The sequence below is a fragment of the Candidatus Nitrosopumilus sp. genome, assembly GCF_965263415.1.
Taxonomy (GTDB): Archaea; Thermoproteota; Nitrososphaeria; order Nitrososphaerales; family Nitrosopumilaceae; genus Nitrosopumilus.
The window spans coordinates 905,478-925,772 of the sequence record NZ_OZ253671.1 but is presented as its reverse complement, the minus strand read 5'-3'; the positions used below and the strand labels follow the sequence as shown (position 1 = coordinate 925,772).

The 20,295-nt window shown below is 34.0% G+C and carries 21 protein-coding genes; 11 read left to right on the top strand and 10 right to left on the bottom strand.

Annotated features, from left to right (window positions below):
- Nucleotide 1 precedes the first annotated feature (1 nt).
- From ACQY22_RS06075 to ACQY22_RS06055, 5 genes are read left to right on the top strand one after another with little or no spacing between them, the layout of a single operon-like run.
- Nucleotides 2-1,144: a metallophosphoesterase gene (locus tag ACQY22_RS06075; RefSeq protein WP_428323813.1), complete on the top strand. Its 1,143-nt coding sequence runs from the start codon at nucleotides 2-4 to the stop codon at nucleotides 1,142-1,144.
- Complete coding sequence (locus tag ACQY22_RS06070; protein ID WP_428323812.1) at nucleotides 1,141-3,222, top strand: AAA family ATPase; 2,082 nt, start codon at nucleotides 1,141-1,143, stop codon at nucleotides 3,220-3,222. The genes ACQY22_RS06075 and ACQY22_RS06070 overlap by 4 nt, the downstream gene beginning before the upstream one ends.
- A gap of 54 nt (nucleotides 3,223-3,276) precedes the next feature.
- Complete coding sequence (locus ACQY22_RS06065; RefSeq protein WP_428323811.1) at nucleotides 3,277-3,789, top strand: hypothetical protein; 513 nt, start codon at nucleotides 3,277-3,279, stop codon at nucleotides 3,787-3,789.
- Nucleotides 3,790-3,843: 54 nt separating this feature from the next.
- The gene (locus ACQY22_RS06060) at nucleotides 3,844-5,484 is read left to right on the top strand and encodes an ATP-binding protein (protein WP_428323810.1); all 1,641 of its coding nucleotides are present in this window, start codon (nucleotides 3,844-3,846) and stop codon (nucleotides 5,482-5,484) included.
- A 10-nt stretch (nucleotides 5,485-5,494) separates the two neighbouring features.
- Nucleotides 5,495-5,869 carry a response regulator gene (locus tag ACQY22_RS06055; protein WP_428323809.1) on the top strand — a complete coding sequence of 125 codons (375 nt, stop codon included), beginning with the start codon at nucleotides 5,495-5,497 and terminating at the stop codon, nucleotides 5,867-5,869.
- Here ACQY22_RS06055 and ACQY22_RS06050 read toward each other — a convergent pair.
- From ACQY22_RS06050 to ACQY22_RS06040, 3 genes are all read right to left on the bottom strand, one after another.
- Entirely contained in the window at nucleotides 5,866-6,720 is an 855-nt protein-coding gene (locus ACQY22_RS06050) for a hypothetical protein (RefSeq protein ID WP_428323808.1), read from the bottom strand. The genes ACQY22_RS06055 and ACQY22_RS06050 overlap by 4 nt on opposite strands.
- Before the next feature lie 654 nt (nucleotides 6,721-7,374).
- Nucleotides 7,375-8,094, bottom strand: a complete 720-nt coding sequence (locus ACQY22_RS06045) for a plastocyanin/azurin family copper-binding protein (RefSeq protein WP_428323807.1) — start codon at nucleotides 8,092-8,094, stop codon at nucleotides 7,375-7,377.
- 1 nt (nucleotide 8,095) lies between these two features.
- Nucleotides 8,096-8,587: a HEAT repeat domain-containing protein gene (locus ACQY22_RS06040; RefSeq protein ID WP_428323806.1), complete on the bottom strand. Its 492-nt coding sequence runs from the start codon at nucleotides 8,585-8,587 to the stop codon at nucleotides 8,096-8,098.
- A gap of 94 nt (nucleotides 8,588-8,681) precedes the next feature.
- On the opposite strand from ACQY22_RS06040, the gene ACQY22_RS06035 reads away from it, so the two are divergent.
- Entirely contained in the window at nucleotides 8,682-9,347 is a 666-nt protein-coding gene (locus ACQY22_RS06035) for a TlpA family protein disulfide reductase (RefSeq protein ID WP_428323805.1), read from the top strand.
- A gap of 246 nt (nucleotides 9,348-9,593) precedes the next feature.
- Here ACQY22_RS06035 and ACQY22_RS06030 read toward each other — a convergent pair whose 3' ends face one another.
- Together ACQY22_RS06030 and ACQY22_RS06025 are read right to left on the bottom strand one after the other, a co-directional pair.
- Nucleotides 9,594-10,406 carry a CFI-box-CTERM domain-containing protein gene (locus tag ACQY22_RS06030; protein WP_428323804.1) on the bottom strand — a complete coding sequence of 271 codons (813 nt, stop codon included), beginning with the start codon at nucleotides 10,404-10,406 and terminating at the stop codon, nucleotides 9,594-9,596.
- A gap of 1 nt (nucleotide 10,407) precedes the next feature.
- On the bottom strand, nucleotides 10,408-10,863 hold the full coding sequence (locus tag ACQY22_RS06025; protein ID WP_428325532.1) for a 50S ribosomal protein L15e: 456 nt from the start codon (nucleotides 10,861-10,863) through the stop codon (nucleotides 10,408-10,410).
- A 214-nt stretch (nucleotides 10,864-11,077) separates the two neighbouring features.
- Between ACQY22_RS06025 and ACQY22_RS06020 the strand changes: the two genes are divergently transcribed.
- Both ACQY22_RS06020 and ACQY22_RS06015 read left to right on the top strand, forming a co-directional pair.
- The gene (locus tag ACQY22_RS06020; protein WP_428325531.1) at nucleotides 11,078-11,737 is read left to right on the top strand and encodes a hypothetical protein; all 660 of its coding nucleotides are present in this window, start codon (nucleotides 11,078-11,080) and stop codon (nucleotides 11,735-11,737) included.
- A complete protein-coding gene (locus ACQY22_RS06015) occupies nucleotides 11,734-12,249 on the top strand; it encodes a thr operon leader peptide (RefSeq protein ID WP_428323803.1) in 516 nt (171 codons plus the stop codon). The genes ACQY22_RS06020 and ACQY22_RS06015 overlap by 4 nt, the downstream gene beginning before the upstream one ends.
- On the opposite strand, the gene ACQY22_RS06010 is transcribed toward ACQY22_RS06015, so the two are convergent.
- The 3 genes from ACQY22_RS06010 to ACQY22_RS06000 all read right to left on the bottom strand — a co-directional run bounded on the left by ACQY22_RS06010 (nucleotide 12,246) and on the right by ACQY22_RS06000 (nucleotide 15,751).
- A complete protein-coding gene (locus tag ACQY22_RS06010) occupies nucleotides 12,246-13,256 on the bottom strand; it encodes a hypothetical protein (RefSeq protein WP_428323802.1) in 1,011 nt (336 codons plus the stop codon). The two genes, ACQY22_RS06015 and ACQY22_RS06010, sit on opposite strands and share 4 nt — an antisense overlap.
- A 100-nt stretch (nucleotides 13,257-13,356) precedes the next feature.
- A complete protein-coding gene (locus tag ACQY22_RS06005; protein ID WP_428323801.1) occupies nucleotides 13,357-14,289 on the bottom strand; it encodes a D-2-hydroxyacid dehydrogenase in 933 nt (310 codons plus the stop codon).
- Between the two features lie 67 nt (nucleotides 14,290-14,356).
- On the bottom strand, nucleotides 14,357-15,751 hold the full coding sequence (locus ACQY22_RS06000) for a multicopper oxidase domain-containing protein (protein WP_428325530.1): 1,395 nt from the start codon (nucleotides 15,749-15,751) through the stop codon (nucleotides 14,357-14,359).
- Nucleotides 15,752-15,879: 128 nt separating this feature from the next.
- Between ACQY22_RS06000 and ACQY22_RS05995 the strand changes: the two genes are divergently transcribed.
- The 3 genes from ACQY22_RS05995 to ACQY22_RS05985 all read left to right on the top strand — a co-directional run bounded on the left by ACQY22_RS05995 (nucleotide 15,880) and on the right by ACQY22_RS05985 (nucleotide 19,536).
- Entirely contained in the window at nucleotides 15,880-17,241 is a 1,362-nt protein-coding gene (locus ACQY22_RS05995; RefSeq protein ID WP_428323800.1) for an aspartate ammonia-lyase, read from the top strand.
- 2 nt (nucleotides 17,242-17,243) lie between these two features.
- Entirely contained in the window at nucleotides 17,244-18,512 is a 1,269-nt protein-coding gene (locus ACQY22_RS05990) for a tRNA (N(6)-L-threonylcarbamoyladenosine(37)-C(2))-methylthiotransferase (protein WP_428323799.1), read from the top strand.
- Nucleotides 18,513-18,585: 73 nt separating this feature from the next.
- Nucleotides 18,586-19,536, top strand: coding sequence for a cell division protein FtsZ (locus ACQY22_RS05985; RefSeq protein ID WP_428323798.1), 951 nt, complete (start codon nucleotides 18,586-18,588; stop codon nucleotides 19,534-19,536).
- Nucleotides 19,537-19,573: 37 nt separating this feature from the next.
- Here ACQY22_RS05985 and ACQY22_RS05980 read toward each other — a convergent pair whose 3' ends face one another.
- Together ACQY22_RS05980 and ACQY22_RS05975 are read right to left on the bottom strand one after the other, a co-directional pair.
- Entirely contained in the window at nucleotides 19,574-20,122 is a 549-nt protein-coding gene (locus ACQY22_RS05980; RefSeq protein ID WP_428323797.1) for a 50S ribosomal protein L31e, read from the bottom strand.
- Nucleotides 20,123-20,281 carry a 50S ribosomal protein L39e gene (locus ACQY22_RS05975; protein WP_428323796.1) on the bottom strand — a complete coding sequence of 53 codons (159 nt, stop codon included), beginning with the start codon at nucleotides 20,279-20,281 and terminating at the stop codon, nucleotides 20,123-20,125.
- Nucleotides 20,282-20,295 lie beyond the last annotated feature (14 nt).

Here is a 20,295-nt window from a genome sequence, read left to right as displayed (position 1 = left end):
TATGCTGTTTTCACATATTTCAGATACTCATTTGGGATTAGTACAATATGGTTCAGATGAACGTGCAAAAGATGTCTACGATGTCTTTAATCAAGCAATTGATACATCAATAAAAGATCATGTAGATTTTGTAATTTTTGCAGGAGACATTTTTCATGTTCCAAATCCAAATGGGACTGCAATTGTCCAAATGGCAAACGGATTAAAGCGATTAAAACAAAACAACATAGATTCGTTTTTCATTTTAGGAGAACACGATATTAGTAGAATTAGAACAACTCCAATTCCCTATGTTTATCACAATTTAGAATTCTCAAAGTATATTGGTCAAGGAAAACCAATGGAGCATAAAGGAGTCCTTCTTGCAGGATTTGATAAGATAAGGAAAACAGAAATTCCTCAATATGAAGAAAAATTTACCGAAGTAGACAGAGTTGCACAAAACTTTTCAGGACATAAGATTTTGGTTTTACATCAAGGCATAACAGAATTCAACAAGTTTGCAGGAGAGTTACAATCAACTGATCTGCCAAAAAATTTCACATATTATGCAATGGGGCATCTTCACGACACAGATGTTAAAAAATTCAACCATCTAAATGGACCAATTGCATATCCTGGTTCAATTGAACTGACAACAAGTGAAGGAGTCAAAGAAACAAAAAAAGGGTTTTTTGAAGTTGATATTTCAGGACAAGAAGCAAATCCAAACTGGATTGAACTTGATACAAGACCACAATTTTCATTCAAAACCGATTATCAAGAACTATCAAAAACAATAGATGAGATTTCAGAGAAAATCACTAGTCTTTCAAAAAAACCCATTGTAGAGGTCAATATTCAAGGAGAAAAAATAGAGACGGACAACATCCAGGCACAGATTGCCAGACTCAATTCAATGGTTTTAAGATGTTTTTGGAGAATTAGCACAAAGCAAGTTTCTGACTCTTCTGTATTCCTAGACAGACCAAACATCATAGATGACGAGATGTATAGACTATCAGTTAATGCACTAGGCTCAGAGCAGAACGCCAATCTTGCCATCAAAGAACTTCTTCCAGTCTTATCATCAGGACAGATTCAAGAAGCATCACAGATAATCATTGAAAATTTTGAGAAATTCAAAAAGGAGAAGAAAAAATGATTACATCAGTTGAATTGGGAGATTTTTTAGCACATTCAGATACAAATCTAGAGTTTGATAATGGAGTAACTGTTTTTGTAGGACAAAATGGTGCAGGAAAATCAAGTATCATTGATGCGATTACATTTGCATTGTTTGGACAACATACAAGAAAATCAAACAAAGGGTTAATCAAACGGGGGGTAAATCAAGGGTATTCCAAGGTAAACTTTTCAGTTAATGAGAAATCCTTTGAAGCAGTAAGAAAGATTGACAGTAAAGGAACTCTTTCAGCAAAATTTACTGAGATTGTTGGCAATGAAAAAATAGAGATTGCAGCAGGAGAGCGAAAACAATTTGGAGAATCAATGACTCAAGAAGTTGAAAAAGCAATTGGACTAGACTTTGAAAAATTAAAAGTTGCATCAATTGTACAGCAAGGAGAGTTAAATGCAATCATTAATGCAAAACCAAAAGAGTTCAAAGAATTACTAAATGCAATCATAGGAATTGACAAGCTTGATGTGGCTTCTGAATCAATGAAGACAGTAAACAAAGAATTTCGTGAAAATATTAGATCAAAAATTGGATACGACGACACACATATTGATATTTTATCAAGAGAATTAGACAAATACCAAAATGAAATCAAGGAATCAGAGCCACAAAAAAATCAACTACAAATGATGCAAAAACAATTACAAGATAAAGTTGAAGAATTAAGAAAACAAGTAGAAATTGACGCCCCAAAAATTGACAAACTCAATCAACTTGAAGCAAGAAAAAGAGAATTAATTGAATATGCAAAAGAAGCAATTTATGAAATTCAGCAAGAAATAACTGAAAATGAGCGTAAAATACGTGATTGTGAAGGCTGTTTTGAGCATGCTAACCTCAAAGAAGATTTAGAGTCCAAAATTCAAAAAGTTGAGCAGGCAGTAGAAGAGACATTAAAGAAAATACAAGAGATGAAAAGTCAAACAGCATCTCTTAAAGAAAAGCAATCACTTGCCGCAAAACTTCAGCTCAAAGATAACAAATGTCCTGTATGTGATTCAGATGTAGAAAAACTGAATCCATTATTCCAAGAAGAACATCTTAAACAAGAATTAGAATCACTTCAAGATCAAATAATCTTAAAAGAAAAAGAGCATCAAATGTACAACCAAAAAAGAAAAGAGTTTTCAGAAAAACTGCAATCAGCAAGAGATGCAGAAGCAACACTTCGAGCATATTCAGTTTCTTCAAAAGAAGAATTAGATAAAATTCAAGAAGAAGTCAAAACAAAAAAAGAGAATATACAAAAAATTCCTTCAACTAATAATTCAAATTTGATTGAAATATCACAGATTGACTCTCATGCAAAGACAATTTTTGAGAATATTTCGCAACTGGAATCAGAAACAAGAGGATTTAATGAGCAAGAATTCCTGAACCTGAAAAAAAATGTTAATGAAAAACAGATGGAGTTATCAAACATAGATCAACAAATAGGAGCAATTTTAGAAAAAATTTCAAAAGGAGTTGAACAAATCAAAATTTTTGAAAATGCAATTTCAGAATTGAAAGTTGTTAAAGAATACGTTACAAATCTTGATGACATACAAAATAATGTCTTTGGCAGAGACGGTCCAGTGGCAACAAGTTTGAGATCATGGGCACTAAATGCAATTTCAGCAAAAGCATCAGAATATCTGGCATTACTTAATACAAAAATTCAAAGAATTCAACTTACTGAAAAGGCCAGAGATATTTCAATAATATGTAATTCAAAAAGTGAAGAGCTAGATTTAGAATCACTTAGCGGAGGAGAAAAAGTCAGTGTGGCATTATCGTTACGATTGGGCATGGCAAATCTTCTAGGAGGATCAAATCTTAACTTGATGATTCTAGATGAGCCTACAACCCACCTAGATGCAGAGAGAAAAAAATCACTAGTAAGCGTGTTGTCTCAGTTATCAAACATTTCAAATTCAGAGACACCAATGCAATTTATCATAATTACGCATGATGCAGAGATTTTTGAGGATTCTACAGTAGAACAGATTTACAGATTTGAGTCATCTGAACAAGGCAGCGAAGTCACATTACTCAATTAAGGCATACCGCAAAAGGATTGGTATTATGATATATCACCACTCATGTTGTACTCTATGAATCAACAAACACTCACATCAGGAAAAGAAAACGACAGTAGTTTTTTAGAGTCATCTTCTAGTCGTTGCTTTTCATTCGTTTTTTCCTTACCAAACGAGACCGTCAATACCCCTGCATCTGATGTGAGGTTTGTTTTTTCAAATACAAAACCCATAGACATCAGATTTTTCTTAGATGACAATGGAGAAATTCATTCTAGTTTAAGAATAATTCCAGAATCAAGACAAAAAATAAAACAAGAAAACACATTGATCCCTAAAAAAGAGATGAAAGAAGAAGCTGAAAAAACATTAGAAGAAAATTATACACCAACACAAAAAATAAACTTAGAATCTATACCTGAAATGCCAAAAATTCGAAAGAGAGGAAGACCAAAGGGTTCTAAAAACAAGAAAACAAAAACAATTCCAAATGAAAAGAAATTTCAACAAGAATGGTTTGAAACAAATGCAGAGTTTAAGGCAAGAGTTGCTGAAGAAATGAAAGCAATGAACGCTCAAGCAGCATGAGGGATTTCAAAATTTAATTAAATAAGTGCGTGAATGTAGTTAAATTGGGGCAAAATGGCGTTAGGTAAAAATAAAATTTTATGGGGAATACTAGGATTAATCATAATATCGGTAATCACCACAGGATTCTACATTAATGATTTCACAAAAAATAACATTCGAGAATCATTAATTGAAGAAAAAAGTGAGATTCAAATGATCATGACCAAAAGTCTTGCAGCTTCTGTAAATTCAGAATTTCAGAGGCTTTTGATAGATATGAAAACTATTTCAGAATCTTCACAAATTCAACAAAGTCTAACAAATAGTCAAACACAAGATTACATTTCAAGTAGTTGGGACAATATTAATTCAATAACAAAAATTTCAGACATATTTTTGGTAGATAACTCACTTACAATAGTATCACAGGTAAATGATGAAAAATTTCGTCTAGTGGGATTAAATTTACAAAATATTCAATCAAGTGAGGAATTCAAGAGTAAACCAGGGTATTCAGGAGAGATAATTAGTACAGATGGGATTTATCGAGTTCTTGTATCAAGCCCAATTATTGATTCAGAATCAGGGGAATTCAAAGGAATTGTGTTTGGAATAGTAGAACCATCAGAAATTATCTCAAAATATATTGGAATTTACGAAATTGATCTCTCATCAATTACAATATTTGATGAAAATCAAAAAATATTATTTGCTGAAAACAGTGATTTGCTTGGAAAAGAGTTTTCGAGTTATTTTGTACAGAGATATTTTGGAGAAGATAAAATTCAAAATTCTCACTATGAAGATATTTTTTCAGGAAACACAAAATCATTCACGTATGAATCGCACAGGTTTGGAGATGTAATAAGTACAGGAACACCTGTTTCAATAGAAGAGAAAAACAGATTCTTTTTCTTTGTTACAACCCCGGTAAGTCAGATAGTTGAAGATATTGAAGATAATCTGTTTGTTGAAGATCTAAAAAATAATTTGATTTTATTTATAATGACAATTTTGTTTGTGGTAATCGTCATAAAACGAGTTAAATCAATTGAAAACGAAAAACTCCTAGTCATAGGACAGCTTGCATCAAACATAGCACATGATATTAGAAACCCATTGGGAACTATACGTAGCTCAGTTACAAGAATTGAAAAACAAAATGAAACAATAAATGAAACAATAAATCAAGAAACAGAGAGAATCAAACGTTCAGTTGCAAGAATGAATCACCAGGTAGAGAGTGTCTTAAATTATGTTAGAACAACACCACTAAATTTATCTGAAAACTCACTAAATGATTTAATTCAGTCATCTTCAAATTCACTAACCATTCCAAAAAATATTCAACTGAATATTCCTAAAGAAGACATAAAATTTGAATGTGATTCAGATAAATTCAAAGTTGTATTTGAGAATTTACTGTTAAATGCAATTCAATCAATTGATTCAGAAGAAGGTAAAATAAACATAAATTCAAAACAAACTGAAAAAGAAATCATAATATCATTTGAAAATTCTGGTCCAAGTATTTCAGAAGAGAATATTTCAAAAATTTTCAGACCGCTATTTACTTCAAAACTTAAAGGAACAGGACTTGGTCTTTCAAGTTGCCAGAACATCATTACACAGCATCAGGGTACAATTTCAATTATGAACAATCCAGTAACATTTACCATTACAATCCCAAAAAATTTAAGGCAAGAAAAGTAATTAGTTAGAATTGGAAAGAGCCACTAAGATCTTACTAGTAGATGACGATTCAGATTATTTGGAAGTTACTCAGTTAATGCTAATGGATGAAGGCTATGATGTTATTCCTGCCATCAATGGAGAAGACGGAATAACAAAATTTCGAGAATCAAAGCCAGATATTGTATTCTTAGACATAAAGATGCCCGGAATTGATGGATATGAGGCATTTTTTAGAATAAAAAAAATGGATTCAGAAGCAAAAATTGTGTTTGCATCAAGTTATGCATTAGAAAATGAAAAATACAAAAAAGCAAAAGAAATGGATTTGTGCGGGATCATTAACAAACCGGCAGATTTTGATGAGTATGAAAAAATGATAAAAAAATACGCAAAAAATAATTAAAAAACTCCAGAGTTCTTCAAGATTTTAGTTCTGTCTTTGAAATAGAGTTCGGATTCCTTAAAAAATTCCTTATACCAGGCTGCAATTTCTTTATCCTTTTTAAAAATTGCATGTAGTTTTTCAACACCAGAAAGAATAGTTTTCCCCTTTCTTTGATTTTGATATAGAATACAAGTGTAAAACCAATATGAGATTTGTTCAGAAAGATCTTTTTCAGAAATGAATTCATAAAATTTTCTATATTTGAAATTCAGATAAGACATTAATTCATACAAAGGAGATTTTTCCAAAGAAAGTTCAGGGTTATCAAGTAATAATCCTCTTGCAAGAATTTGAATTTTATAGACATCGTCATCTATAATCGATTTTAGAAATTCCCATTTTCCAAAAAGTTTTGGCACGAAAACAGCATATTTTGCTGCCATTTGATCAATTTCTTTTTTACTTAAATTCAAGACATCAAGACAATAAAGAATTCCTGGAAGAGATAATCGATATGTGTCTGAATATCCTTTATTGAATTTTTGACCATCATTAATTACTAAACCCAATTCCATTATTCCAGAAGAGTGCTTACCTCTGTCAGTACGTCCTTTGATTAATCTTCGATATTCCTTTTCTTTTGTTCTAATTGTAGATACATCGTTTGGATGTTTTATTTTTGCCATTTCCCACGTAGTACACGTTCCATTAAGAAACAATACTTGTAATAATTTTTGGACATTTTCATGGTGTTTGATTTTTTTAATTGATGAGAATCGATCACCGTAAAGTCTATGAGCAGTAGGTCTTAGATAGAATTTGTAAGAATACAGATTTCCGTATTTTGAAGTATTTTCTTCGGTAGACATACCGCAAATGGATTGGTATTGTCATATATAACAATTATCTAAATTAATCAAACGCCCCAAATGACAGCCGGGCTGATTTTTTTATGGCCCGGCAGTCCTATTTCGTTCCTAATTTTTCAAATAAATCCAAAAAAATACACAATCTCAAAATTCTTTTAAAATTAATTAAAAGCCATACCGCAAATGGATTGGTATTGTCATATATCACTTGGTTCTAACAATATTAGAAATTCATGTTACCCTTGGGGGGAAGAAATTCTCCCCAAGTCCTATTTCGGAGAAAAAAATGCCAAATACAATATGCAGAAAATGTGGGAATGAAATATGGGATTCTTACAATTATTGTTCTAAACACATGCCAGAATTTTTAGATAATTTCTACAAAGAATTGCAATCACATAAAACATTCAGATAAAAACTAATCAATAGCATACCGCATTAACTTCAATGAATCTTTAAAATCAAAATCAACATAAATTGCATGCAAGAAAATCAAAAATTATGTGTTATCTGTAATCACTCTGCAAGAGTAACAGATCCTTGGTGCGTTAATTGTGGAACAGATTTTACAATCTGTTTTCATCAAACATCATCTAAACTTCTTAACACAACAAGATTAACGAATAAAATTATGTGTTAAATTTTGAAAGTAAATTATTCTACATGAATTATACCAGTCATCCAAGGATGAACCATACAAAAGTAATCATAAGTGCCTGCTTCTTCAAAGGTAAATTCAAAAGTTCCACCAGACATGAATAATCCTGAATCAAACACTCCAGTTGGACCTGCATTAACATTTCCACTAGTTACAGTATGAGCTGCAGTGTCATCATTACTCCAAGTAACTATTGCACCAACGGCTACAGTTGCTTCATAAGGTAAATAACATTCATTATTTTCTTCACATCCAGGAACACCTGATCCTTCAGGTGCAGAAATAGTTAGTGACATTGGTAAATTAGATTCTGGTTCTGGTACAGGCTCTGGTTCTGGTACAGGCTCTGGTTCTGGTACAGGCTCTGGTTCTGGTACAGGCTCTGGTTCTGGTACAGGCTCTGGTTCTGGTACAGGCTCTGGTTCTGGTACAGGCTCTGGTTCTGGTACAGGCTCTGGTACAGGCTCTGGTTCTGGTACAGAAACAATACATTCACCTACATAATCTAGTTTAACATTAGCAGCATCTAGCATACATGAATTACCATAAGTTTCACCATCAACACCGCACATAGGTTCCCATTGCATAGTACAAACAGTTGGGTTTTCTTCAACTATTCTGGGTTCAATAACATCATCAGGAGATTGAGCAATAAATCCAATTGATATTGCAACTAAAACTCCAACTGCAGCTATAATTCCATAAGAAAAATTCATCTCATCCACCTGTTAACTTTGCAAACTTCTCGTTCTTACTTAACTTTTCCATAAATTCAATATTAGATAGGGCTACAACTGCAGATTCTACAACTGGTTCATCAGGATCATCTAATGCTTTCTCCAAGGCATCTTTTGCATCTTTATTGCCAACAACACCTAATGCAATTGCAGCTTCATGTCGTACAAACATACTTGGATCATTTAGAGTTGCATCAGTTAGTGGAGGAACTGAGCTAGAATAACACATCTGACCTAAGGAAAAAGCAGCTTCATGTCTTACCAATTCATTATCATCGTTTTTCAAAACTTTTGCAATATAGGGAACTTTATCTTCACCACCAAAATCAACTAAAATACATGTAGCTCTAGTTCTGACCACATAATCAGAATGATCTAAAAGTTTTACAAAGTATTCAGTGTCTTTTTGCTCATACTTTTTTTCCATTTCAGCAAAAAGAGTCAATCGATCATCAGTAACTACTTGCAACATTTTTTGAGATTTCTGTGTCCTATATTTAGGTAATCAGAAGAAATTCCAAAAATTTTGAGGTATGTATTTAATGGAAAAAATATGTTAATTTCTCATGAGCGCAGTAATTGGTGATAAAGTGCCAAATTTTGGAGTCTCAGACTGGGTCCAAGGTGCACCAACAAACTTTGACCAAGAAAAAGATCACATAGTTCTAGTGGAAGTATTCCAAGTAAACTGCCCAGGTTGTTTTATGCATGCTTTACCAGAAGCAATTGAGATTTACAACAAATACAAAGATGATGGAGTAAGAGTAATTGGAATTGCTACGGCTTTTGAGGATTTTGATAAAAATACATTAGATAATTTGAAGATGCTAGTAGAAACTGGAGAAATAGTAGGAGAAACAAAAAGTGCATTTCAAATGAATGGACAACTACAAGAAGGAGATAAACTACCATACAAAATTCCATTTCCTTTAGCAATGGATAACTTGGTAAAGACAGCAGGTGAGATAAGCCAAGAAAAAATCATGGAGTTTATCTATCCACAAATTCCAGAGTTTGACTCACAACCTGAAGAATACAAAAATCAAATCATACAAAGAGTCAAAGATTACATGAAATCAAAAGAATATTCGGCCGAAACATTTGAAAAATTTGCACTACGTGGAACCCCATCAACTATTCTAGTCGATAGAAAAGGAATTCTCAGAGATGTTTCATTTGGTCAAGTTGGACAAACAGAATCAATGATTCAAAAATTACTTAGTGAAGACTAGATTTTCAAAGTAGAATTACAACAATTGATAATACTACAGCTGTTATGAATCCTCCAACAATAGCAATTTTTGCATTATCCACAAAATAACTTTGGCCTCTAAATTTTAAGGATTTGTAAAAGACATTAATGCAATTTCAAACAACACAGAGTATGGAAGAAGGACAAATCATTATTCCATTACTAATTGCAGCAGCAGTTGGAATTTTTGTTGGAACAAGAATATGGATTATGTTTAAAAAATGAATTAGATTTTCCTTATTCCCATAATTACAATTGCAGGTAATCCAACATACATTCCAATATTTAGAATAATCAAAAACATTCCAATAGATATCATCTCAGATTCAGTTTCTGCATAGTCCATTAAAGATAAACTAGTAATCATAGGTGTAATTCCTGCCTTTATCAATTCATTAAATATAGGATTTTCTCGTTGATGGTCTGCTATTTGAGGACTGAATGAATAGTAAAATGCGTTAAATGAATTCATGAAAGATTTTCCAGGTTCTGTTTGCAGTAATTTTCCATCTCGAAGTTCTCTTAACTGCTGCACTTGAGGTGACAATTCAGAACCAAATGTTGCAGTTGCAATCAAACAACCACCACCCGGTTCTTCATAAACAATTTCATCAGGAACCATTTCTACAACCTCTTTTACTCCAACTAACGCGTCTGTTCCAATGATGTCGATTTTGTTGTCACCAATTCCAGTAAAATTCAAAGTAACAAATGAAATTCTTTCATTCGATTTGAATTCTTGAATAGATGTCATATCATTTATCTGATAGGTGAAATTACCACCAAGGAGATTTTTAGGTATTGTTACTTCACCTAGATTATCTTCAAGACCACTGTTAATGAAGATGGTTAAACGTTTTTCATTTTTGTTAAACTCATGATCTAGAATCTCAAAATTTGAAACAACAACAACTTCAAAAGTATGACCACTTGTATCAACATCAAGACGTGTTAATAATCCGGTTTGATCAGAAAGTTGACCAAACACAGGAGATATTATTAGAAGTAATAATAACGGAATGAAAAATAATATTTTCAATTTATGCTGTTTGAGATATACGTTTAGTTAATTCTTTATCTTGTGCAACTCTTGGATGATCTGGGTCTGCCAAGATTACTTCAAACCAATAGTGTTTACCATCTTTGTAGATAAAGTAAGAGCCCAATAGCTTCATGTTTGGATATCTTTCGCTGACTCTTCTTTCAGCAACAGTTTTCATATTGTCATCTGCTTTAATTCTTGTAACACCAAGATGTTTTGGCCTTCTACCACCAGTAGGTCTCTGTTTTCTCATACCACCAGTACCTACTCTCATTCTAACAACAATAATGCCTTGTTTTGCTTTGTATCCTAATCTTCTTGCCCTTTGAATTCTGCTGGGTTTGTCAATACGAGTCACTGCATTTTGTTTACGCCAGCCAACTACACGTTCACGTAGTTCTGGAGCATTTTCTTTCCAGAGTCTGATCCAAATTTGGTCTTGACGACTAGGCATATCGGGCATAGTGAAATCCCCTTTAATAACTGTAAATCGTGTGAATCTGAGCACCGCTAGGTAGTTAAAATTCTCTTGAGTGGGGCATCACATTCCACGCACTCGAAGAGTTGCATCCGCAGAAAACTCGATAATATAAGGACGTCAAAGTTGTTAAAAAAGATTCCTGAGAATTGTTTTGAGATTTTTATTGAGTAAAATGAGCAAAAAAATGATGAGAGTAAAAGTGGGAATAGTAGCCACGATCGTAATACTAAGTTTGACTGTTTTACCATCTGCACATGCAGAGTCTACAGTAGAAATTATCATGGAAAAAACAACTTACAGTTACTGTGAAAAATTATTCTATACAATCAAAGTTTCAGAAGTTACAGGAAATCCTGCAATAATTCACATTAGAGATGATACAGGAAAAGGAAGTAGTGCAATTCCATTTCCAATAACAGATTTAGAAAATCCAGTACCATCAAGAGTTGCTTTTGAAAAAGAAATTTTTCCGTTAGGAAAATACTTTATTGATGTTGAATATTCAGAAGCACAGACAACTGCAGAATTTACATTAATCGATTCAGGTAAAGTATGCATTCCAGAAACAGTAAAACCAATTATGGCAAATTGGCTTTCAGGAAATATTTCAGATGGATTTTTGATTGATGCATTTGAGAAATTCACAGAGGATTTAGAACTTTTTAAAATTCCATTTGATGTAAATGAAACAACTGTTTATGATGTTCGAATTCCAGAATGGGTGAAAAACGTAGGGTACTGGTGGCTTGAAGGTGCGATAAGTGACGATGATCTAGTTAATGCAATAAACAATCTAATTGAAAGAAACATAATTTCACTTGAACAAGAGACAGGAAATGAAATATGAATAAATATTCTGCAATAACTGCAATTGCAATCATAGTAATTGTCACTCCGTTTGTAGTTGCTGCAATGAATATCGTTGGTAGTCAGCAATTAGAATACAGATGGCATTCTCCAGGAACTTTTTCATTTTTTACAATGTCAAATCATGGGGAGATGGAGTTTTGTAACACACTTCCGTTTTGGATGACATTTGAAAAATTTGAACTTTCAATATTTTACACTGGAACAAATATAGGATCATATGAAGTAAAACCATTGACACTTAATCCATCGTCATCAGGAATTCAAGAAGGAGTTTTTTCATCTGAAAATATCTCACATGCACAACATACTTTCATGAATTTTGATTTTGAGTTTGATTCAGGAGATATCAGATTAGATCCAAATCAATTCATCGTAGTAATTCAAACACACACACCTATTCTAGGCATAATACCATATTCATCAACTACACAAATTTCGGCATTTGATTTTGATCAAATGATGAACGCAGAAGATTTGACTTGTGATTAATCTCTGTTTTTACTGGCCTTAGACATTAATGCCAAGATGATTGCAATTGCACCAGTTACAATAAATGCTGCAATTAATCCATAACCTAATTCTTTACCAAGTCCTTTGAAAGAAGTTGGTTGGGGAGTAGATGTTGGAGAAGTAGATGTTTGTTGTTCAACTACACATGCTCCATCTTGGAAAATTGTTCCAGGACCACATCTATCATCTAAAACACAGGCCCCATCTTTGAGAACGGTTCCAGCACCACATTGTGTTGTTTCAGTGGTCTCGTCAGGAGTTTCTACCGGAGTTTCTACTTGAGCAGGAGCAGAATTCTCTGCTTCAACTTCAGCAATTAGTTTATCTAATTCAGATTTTGAAATATCTAAAGCCTCATGAAATGTATAATCAGAATAATTCTCTTCAAACCAGGTCTTGTATGATGATTCAGTAACATAGCGTTCAACATAGAACTTTGGATCTTTTGAAGTATCAACAAATGCTGCAGGAATTTGTTTTTCAGGAATTGTTTCCTCAGGTTCAGGTGTTTCTTCTATAGTTCTACCAAATACAGAACCAATAATTTCAACATCTTGTGTTCCAGGAGGTAATTCAATTTTTAATGTTCTGCTTTGTGAATTTGTAACAGTTTCAGTAACAGTAGGTTCAAGTCCACCATCAGCAATTACTATAAACTCATCATCTAATCCTTGATAAATGGAATCGTAAAAAGTTCTATCAAAAGTAATTTCCAAAATACCTAGAGAATCAGTTACATCTACAGTAAAAAGTAGAGAAATGAAATCAGAATCAGCTTCAATGCCAGATACAGACATTCCAGATACAGTATAATCAACATCATAACTAGTTCCATCTACATCAACGGATATTGTTTCAGCATACACAAATGCAGATGAGAGTATTGTAAAGAAGATTAACCCTAGAGAAATTTTTAGCAGTGAATTACCATTGGTCAAATTTCTTAATCTATCAGATTGTAATTGGTGTGTACTATGGTTATTCAACGATTGACTTCCTCCAAATGGGTGTTAAAAACAAAGAGACGATAATTAATCACGTAAAAGTCAACTTTTTTGAGTATTTTTAAGAATCACGCAGAAATTGTCAGATAACGCCTCGTAAAATCTGAACAATTTTCTCGGCAATTACATTTGCTGCTAAGGATTGTGCTTCTTTTGTTTGAGCACCAATATGAGGAGTTAAAATGACATTGTCAAGTTCTGCCAACTTTGTTCCAATAGCAGGTTCTTTTTCAAATACATCTAATGCTGCACCACCCAAAGTTCCATTTTTGAGTGCATCATAAAGTGCATCTTCATCAACTACTCCACCTCTAGAAGTATTGATAATTTTTGCAGTCTTTTTCATTGTAGACATTTTCTGAGCATCTAAAAGATGGTATGTTGAATCAAGTAGTGGAACATGAATTGAAATATAATCAGAACTTTGTAAAAGAGTATTCAAATCAGCTTTCATCAAACCAACTTCTTTTGAAAATTCTTCATCAATTGGAACCACATCATAGCCGATGATATTCATGTTAAGTGCACGTGCAAGTCTTCCCAATCGTTTTCCAATGTTTCCTAATCCAACAATTCCAAGATATTTTCCTGCAAGTTCTGTTCCTTTCAATTCTTTTTTAAGCCATTGTTCATTTCTAATACCCCTATCACCTCTTGCAGTTTGTCTTGCAAGAGATAACATCAAACCTAATACTAATTCTGCAACTGCATTCATTGCACCCTCTACGGCATTAATTACACGAATGTCTTTTGTTTTGGCAGCTTCTTGATCAACATTATCAAGTCCAACTCCAACACGGGCAATAATCTTACAATTGTCTGCTTTAGCGATCATTTCTTTTGTGATTGTAGTTCTACTTCTAACAATCACAATATTGTAATCAGAAATTTTCTCTAAAATTTGTTCAGGGGTAATTTCGGGCTCATAAGATATTTTCAAGCCATTATCCTGTAAAATTTTATTTAAAATTGGATCTACTTCATCACAGATCAGTACAGAATCATCAAATCCCATAAAATACAAAATAGAGCTACGGAATATAATTCATTCAAAATAATAAAAAGAAAAAGATGTTATGTTATCAAGAAGTTAAGATTTCTGCTACTACAGGAATTACTTCCCATAATGCGACATAATCGCCACTTTCTTGCATTTCAGAAGCTACGTTGTCAGTCATCAAACCATGAATGTTAATTGCTGGGTGAGCAATACTGTTCATTCCCATTGGTGGGACAGCACTACTTGGGTTACCCAAAGCATATGCATAAGATGCGACTGGTGCTGGGATAACTCCTTTCTCAACTAGAACTGGGTTCAAGCCGAATGGATCACCTGCTACAAAGACTGTAGCTGCGCCAGTGTAAATTGCTGCATAGTCATGATTAACTGCTGCGTATGCACCTGGTTCATCAAATACCAAGTCAACAATCATTCCTTGTGAGCCACCGAGTAACCATGTTTCAGTTGCTGCGGATTGTACTCTGTTACCTTGTGTAACTCTGTCCAAAATTTCTCCAACAATGTGGAAGAATACTGGTTCGTTACCTTGGTTTTCAACGAATAATCTTACGTGTTGATCATTTTCAACAAATAAGAGTTGTGATTGGTATTGCTTGTGTTCAAGTCCATTCCATGGTTGTGCAACAAAGATGTTCTTGTTTACATCGCCATTGACGAGTAAGTTATGAGCCATGTTTGGTACATAACCAAATTGTAGTCCATTTACAACTGTTGCAGTGTTTTGATGTTTGAACATTGCACCGGCATCATAGTTGCCTTCAGGTGTAAGGTACAACTGATTGTATTGGAGTTGGAACTCTAATGCATCTGCATCATAGAATTTTCTGTCAAGTTCACCACTTCCGCTTGTTTTCTCAACCATTAATTTCTTGTAACCATTTGCAGGATCAACAATTGTAATTCCGTACATGCCGGAAAGTACGTGTTGGTCCATACCAATTAGTTTAACACCAGAACAATGGTATTTGAACATACCAGCAGATTCAGCGATGTAACAGTACTGACTTGTTTCACCAGGATTAACTGATTCAAAGTTTCCTGCTGACATTTGTGATGCATGCATGTCGTTACCGTGTCCAGTAACTTCATCATCTGGAATTGTAAGTGTCATTTTAACAACATCACCTTGTGTAACTCTTAGTGTTGGTCCTGGGACTTGTTCACTGAAAGTCATTGCGTGATATGTTTTTCCTCCCATGATTGGAAGTTCAACACTTTCACCAGTCAAGTTAAACTCAACGACATTACGTCCAGAGTTTTCTAGAGCACCACAATCAGTTTCTGCGAATGCTTCAGGCATTACAAGCTGTAAACCGCCCATATGTCTGATCTTATCCATAACAGAGACATCCATTTGGTCCATGTCAAGGGATTGACCAGCTATTTGGGTTTGTGTGTATGTGCTTCCGAATAAGGTTGCGCCCATTACAGCTACTGCTGCAATTGTAAAGAGCATACTAACACGCTTATTCATTATGCACGATGGTATCCAGTTCCTATATAACAATTTCCCAATTTGGGAATTACAAAAATGAAAGATGATGCTGAAAAAGAATGAATAATGGGTAGTTGAGGCTATTTTATATGAAATTCAGATTAGATCAAGATTCTTTAGGAAAAGTCAAAATCCCATCAGATGCATACTATGGAGCATTTACTGGTAGAGCAATCAAACAATATCATGTTACTGGAAACACATCTCATGAGAATTTGATTAAGGCATTTGTTATGATTAAACGGTCAGCTGCTGTTGCAAACATGAAGACAAAGGCAATTGATACAAAACGTGGAAAGGCAATTGTTTCAGCTTGTGACAAAATCTTGGCGGGAAAATATGTTGAACAATTTGTTGTTGATATGATAAATTCTGGTGCAGGAACCGCATTTAATATGAATTCAAATGAAGTCATTTCAAATGTTGCATTAGAGGTATTGCACAAAAAGAAAGGACAGTATGAATTCTTACATCCAAATGATCATGTCAACATGTCACAATCAAGCAACGACACATATCCAACTGCAATGCATGTTGCAATTTTGATGAATTTAAAAGAAACAATTCCTGCTATTGACATTTTGATAAAGTCGCTAACAAAGAAAGCAAAACAATTTTCATCGTTTAAGAAAATTGGAAGAACCCATCTTATGGATGCACTACCAGTAACATTAGGAAGCGAATTTGCAGCTTATGTTACATCTATTACTAAAGCAAGAAATGAAATTGTAGCATCACAAAAAGAATTACAAAATGTTGCACTTGGTGGAACTGCTGTTGGTTCTGGTGCAAATACACCAAAAGGTTACAGAAAGATTGTAATTGTAGAGCTTGGAAAAATTTCAAAGTTACCACTAAAACCTGAAAAAGATATGCAGTATGGACTGCAAAGCAAATATGCAGTTGCAAATTGTTCAGGTGCACTACGTAATTTAGCATTAGAAATTGGAAAACTTGCAAATGATATCAGACTAATGGCATCAGGTCCAATTGCAGGTTTGGCAGAAATTGGAATTCCTGCAGTTCATGCAGGCTCATCAATCATGCCAGGCAAAGTGAATCCTTCATTAGCTGAATGCATGAACATGATTTGTTTTAATGTTATTGGGAATGATACTGCAGTATCATATGCAGCACAAGGTGGACAGTTTGAGCTTAATGTCATGTTACCTGGAATGCTAAAATGCATGCTAGAGTCAACAGACATGCTAAAGAATTTCTTGCCAATATTTTCTGCAAATCTAATTGATGGACTTACTGCAAACAAGGACAAGTTACGTGCAGACATTGAAAATAGCCCAGTAATTGTAACTCTGTTAACTCCAAAAATTGGTTATCTAAAATCTGCAGAACTTTTCAAAGAGTCATTAAAGACCGGAAAAACTATCAGAGAGCTAGTTGTTTCAAAGAAACTAATGACTAACAAAGAAATTGATTCTCTGTTTGGATAAAGATGGCAAAAATATTTGTAGAATCTTACGGATGTTCTGCAAGCTTTGCAGACTCTGAAATGATTTCAGGATTAATTCTAAATGGAGGACACACATTAGTTGAAGATTCTTCAGAGTCAGATCTTAATGTTGTTGTCACATGTTCTGTAAAAGATGCAACTGCAAACAAGATGATTCACAGAATAAAGTCATTAAAAACAAAGCCTCTTGTAGTAGCTGGTTGTCTACCAAAGGCTGAAAAAGAAACCGTTGAGAAATTTTCTGAAAATGCCAGTCTACTTGGTCCAAATTCTCTAGGAAAAACTCTCCAAGTCATTGATTCTACTCTCAAAGGAAGAAAAGAAATTGCATTAGCAGACACTGATCTATCAAAAGTGGGACTGCCAAAAGTAAGATTGAATCCCGCAGTAGGAATAGTTGAGATAGCAAGTGGATGTATGAGTGAATGCACATTTTGCCAAACTAAGATTTCAAAAGGTGATCTGCAAAGTTACAGATTAGGAGACATTGTAAGACAAGTAAAGACAGAGATCAATGAAGGATGTAAAGAAGTTTGGCTAACATCAACAGATAATGGATGTTATGGGTTTGATATTGGAACAGATTTGCCTTCTTTGGTTGATGCAGTATCAGAAATTCCTGAAGAATTTATGATTAGAGTAGGTATGATGAATCCAATGTACATGCCACGAATTAAAGAAAAACTAATTGAAGCATATGACAATGACAAAGTCTTCAAATTCTTGCACATTCCAGTACAAAGCGGAAGTGACAAAGTTTTACACGATATGAAAAGAGGTCATACTGCTGGAACATTTAGAGAAATAGTAAAGAAGGCAAGAGAAAAATTCTCAGACTTCACCATTTCAACAGACATCATAGTTGGATTCCCATCAGAGACAAAGGAGGACTTTAAAAAAACAGTAGAACTGCTTGAGGAGACAAGACCAGATGTTGTAAATCTCTCAAAATATAGTGCCAGACCTGGAACAGAGGCAGCTGAATGGGAACAAATTGATGTTGCAGAAGTAAAATCAAGAAGTAAGAAAATTTTTGAGCAGATCAACAAAATATCGTTTGAGAACAACAAAAAGTGGATCGGATGGAAAGGAGCCGTCCTCTTTGATGAGCAGACAGACGAGGGAATCAAAGGTAGAAACTTTGCATACAAGTCAGTATTTGTCCCTGAAAAAGTAGACATTGGTCAATTACACACAATTGAAATCATTGATGCAACACAAAATAGCCTTCTTGGAAAGATCGCAAGCTAAATTTTTTAGATCTAAAATTTGATTAAAAAAACGTAAGAAGGTTTTTTATGGAATTCAGAGAATAGGATCTGAAATGAGTTTTCAAGTAAAAGAACCAGTTTTAGTAGTAGGCCTTGGTGGTGCAGGCTCAAAACTAGCACTCAAAGCCAAAGATTCACTAAATTCAGATTGTCTCTTAATCAGTAATGACTCAAAGGACTTTACAGGAGATGTGCCTTCTGTGCATGTTTCAACTGATTCAGTAGTAAATCCATCAATGCAATTAATCAGAGGTTCAACTTACAACGTTTCAGACGAAATCAAATCAAAGATTTCAGGTTATTCCACAATTGTTATGATGAGTAATTTAGCTGGGAAAGCAGGCTCAGCCATGGCACCAGTTGTATCAGATATGTGTAAAGATGCAGATATTGGACTAGTTTCATTTGCAATTATGCCTTTCAAATATGAAAAAGACAGAATTTTCAATTCAGGTGTATCACTAAAAAGAGTTAGAGAAAACTCTGAATGCACTGTTGTGCTTGATAATGATTCATTATTAGAAAGCAATCCTGATTTAACTCCAAAAGCATGTTATGGTATTGCAAACTCTGCAATCATGCACGTAGTTGAATCACTTGGAACATCAGAAATGTCTTCTGAGACAAACATTCTCACTACAAGCAAAGAAGGTCAAGATATTGAAGACTCTCTTAGAGATTCACTCAAAATGTTATACGAAAATGCTCCACCTAACGCTGTAAAACGCTCAATGCTTTATGTTGTTGGAGGAAGTAACATTCCAGTGGGAGTATTAAATTCCATTACCAACCTTACAAGTGGAATTCTAAGTGAAAGTAATTCACAAATTGATATGACTTCAGAATCTGAAGAATCCAAAGTAGTAATGTTATCATCCATTCAAGGAATGACTAAATTTGATAACTATGATCCTCTTGGAATGATTTCACAAGAAGACACACTTGATTGGGACACACCAGACTGTAGTATTGATTGTGAATTAGACTTGTACCAATTAGAATAAAATAATTTTTAAACACTAAAAATTTTTTGAGAAAAGATTATTCTTTTTCTTCTTTCTTTGGTTCTTCAGAAGGTGCTTCTTTGGTTGGTTCTTCTACTTTGTCTTCAACTTTAGGTTCTTCTTTTGCTGGTGTTTCTTCTTTTGCTGGTGTTTCTTCTTTTGCTGGTGTTTCTTCTTTCTTTGGCTCTTCTACCTCAGCTTCGACTTCAGTTTCTGCTTCTGGTTCTTCAACTTCTGCTTCAACTTTAGTTTCTTCCTTAGTTGGTTCTTCTACTTTGTCTTCAACTTTTGGAGTTTCTTTTTCAGGTGTTACTTTAGATTCAATTTCCTCTTCATAAGGAGAAACAAGTACATAGCCTTCATCGGTCTTACTCATTCTAACTCTGATTTTTCTTGGAGGACTTCGAACCCCTTTTGCCCATATTTGATGAGCCAAATCTTCTTCAATTTTAATATCTTCAACTTTCATATGATGACGAGCAAATTCTTTGATCATATTGATTGCTCTAACTGCTCTATGTTGTGATTGAGAGAGCAATACTTTACCAAGTGGAATTGTGTAAACGCGTTCTAATTCTTGAGACATCTATCCTACCTCCACATCAGTTGATCTCCAAGCCCTACGTTTTGGATTTGTTCTAACACCTCTCTTTGTTTTGAGAATTATCCATGCGGGTACTGGTGATGCTTGTCTTGTTTTTTTCAACAGACGAATTTTCCTTGGAGATGACTTACGTGCAGCCATAGATTTTCAGGCAC

Excerpts from the sequence above, each read along its gene's own strand:
- ACQY22_RS06060 (WP_428323810.1), top strand. The coding sequence starts at position 3,844 with ATGGCGTTAGGTAAAAATAAAATTTTATGGGGAATACTAGGATTAATC.
- ACQY22_RS05990 (WP_428323799.1), top strand. The coding sequence starts at position 17,244 with ATGGCAAAAATATTTGTAGAATCTTACGGATGTTCTGCAAGCTTTGCA.
- ACQY22_RS06075 (WP_428323813.1), top strand. The coding sequence starts at position 2 with ATGCTGTTTTCACATATTTCAGATACTCATTTGGGATTAGTACAATAT.
- ACQY22_RS05980 (WP_428323797.1), bottom strand. The coding sequence starts at position 20,122 with ATGTCTCAAGAATTAGAACGCGTTTACACAATTCCACTTGGTAAAGTA.
- ACQY22_RS06045 (WP_428323807.1), bottom strand. The coding sequence starts at position 8,094 with ATGAATTTTTCTTATGGAATTATAGCTGCAGTTGGAGTTTTAGTTGCA.
- ACQY22_RS06005 (WP_428323801.1), bottom strand. The coding sequence starts at position 14,289 with ATGGGATTTGATGATTCTGTACTGATCTGTGATGAAGTAGATCCAATT.
- ACQY22_RS06065 (WP_428323811.1), top strand. The coding sequence starts at position 3,277 with ATGAATCAACAAACACTCACATCAGGAAAAGAAAACGACAGTAGTTTT.
- ACQY22_RS06025 (WP_428325532.1), bottom strand. The coding sequence starts at position 10,863 with ATGCCTAGTCGTCAAGACCAAATTTGGATCAGACTCTGGAAAGAAAAT.
- ACQY22_RS06000 (WP_428325530.1), bottom strand. The coding sequence starts at position 15,751 with ATGCTCTTTACAATTGCAGCAGTAGCTGTAATGGGCGCAACCTTATTC.
- ACQY22_RS05985 (WP_428323798.1), top strand. The coding sequence starts at position 18,586 with ATGAGTTTTCAAGTAAAAGAACCAGTTTTAGTAGTAGGCCTTGGTGGT.
- ACQY22_RS05995 (WP_428323800.1), top strand. The coding sequence starts at position 15,880 with ATGAAATTCAGATTAGATCAAGATTCTTTAGGAAAAGTCAAAATCCCA.
- ACQY22_RS06070 (WP_428323812.1), top strand. The coding sequence starts at position 1,141 with ATGATTACATCAGTTGAATTGGGAGATTTTTTAGCACATTCAGATACA.
- ACQY22_RS06050 (WP_428323808.1), bottom strand. The coding sequence starts at position 6,720 with ATGTCTACCGAAGAAAATACTTCAAAATACGGAAATCTGTATTCTTAC.
- ACQY22_RS06015 (WP_428323803.1), top strand. The coding sequence starts at position 11,734 with ATGAATAAATATTCTGCAATAACTGCAATTGCAATCATAGTAATTGTC.
- ACQY22_RS05975 (WP_428323796.1), bottom strand. The coding sequence starts at position 20,281 with ATGGCTGCACGTAAGTCATCTCCAAGGAAAATTCGTCTGTTGAAAAAA.
- ACQY22_RS06035 (WP_428323805.1), top strand. The coding sequence starts at position 8,682 with ATGAGCGCAGTAATTGGTGATAAAGTGCCAAATTTTGGAGTCTCAGAC.
- ACQY22_RS06040 (WP_428323806.1), bottom strand. The coding sequence starts at position 8,587 with ATGTTGCAAGTAGTTACTGATGATCGATTGACTCTTTTTGCTGAAATG.
- ACQY22_RS06020 (WP_428325531.1), top strand. The coding sequence starts at position 11,078 with ATGAGAGTAAAAGTGGGAATAGTAGCCACGATCGTAATACTAAGTTTG.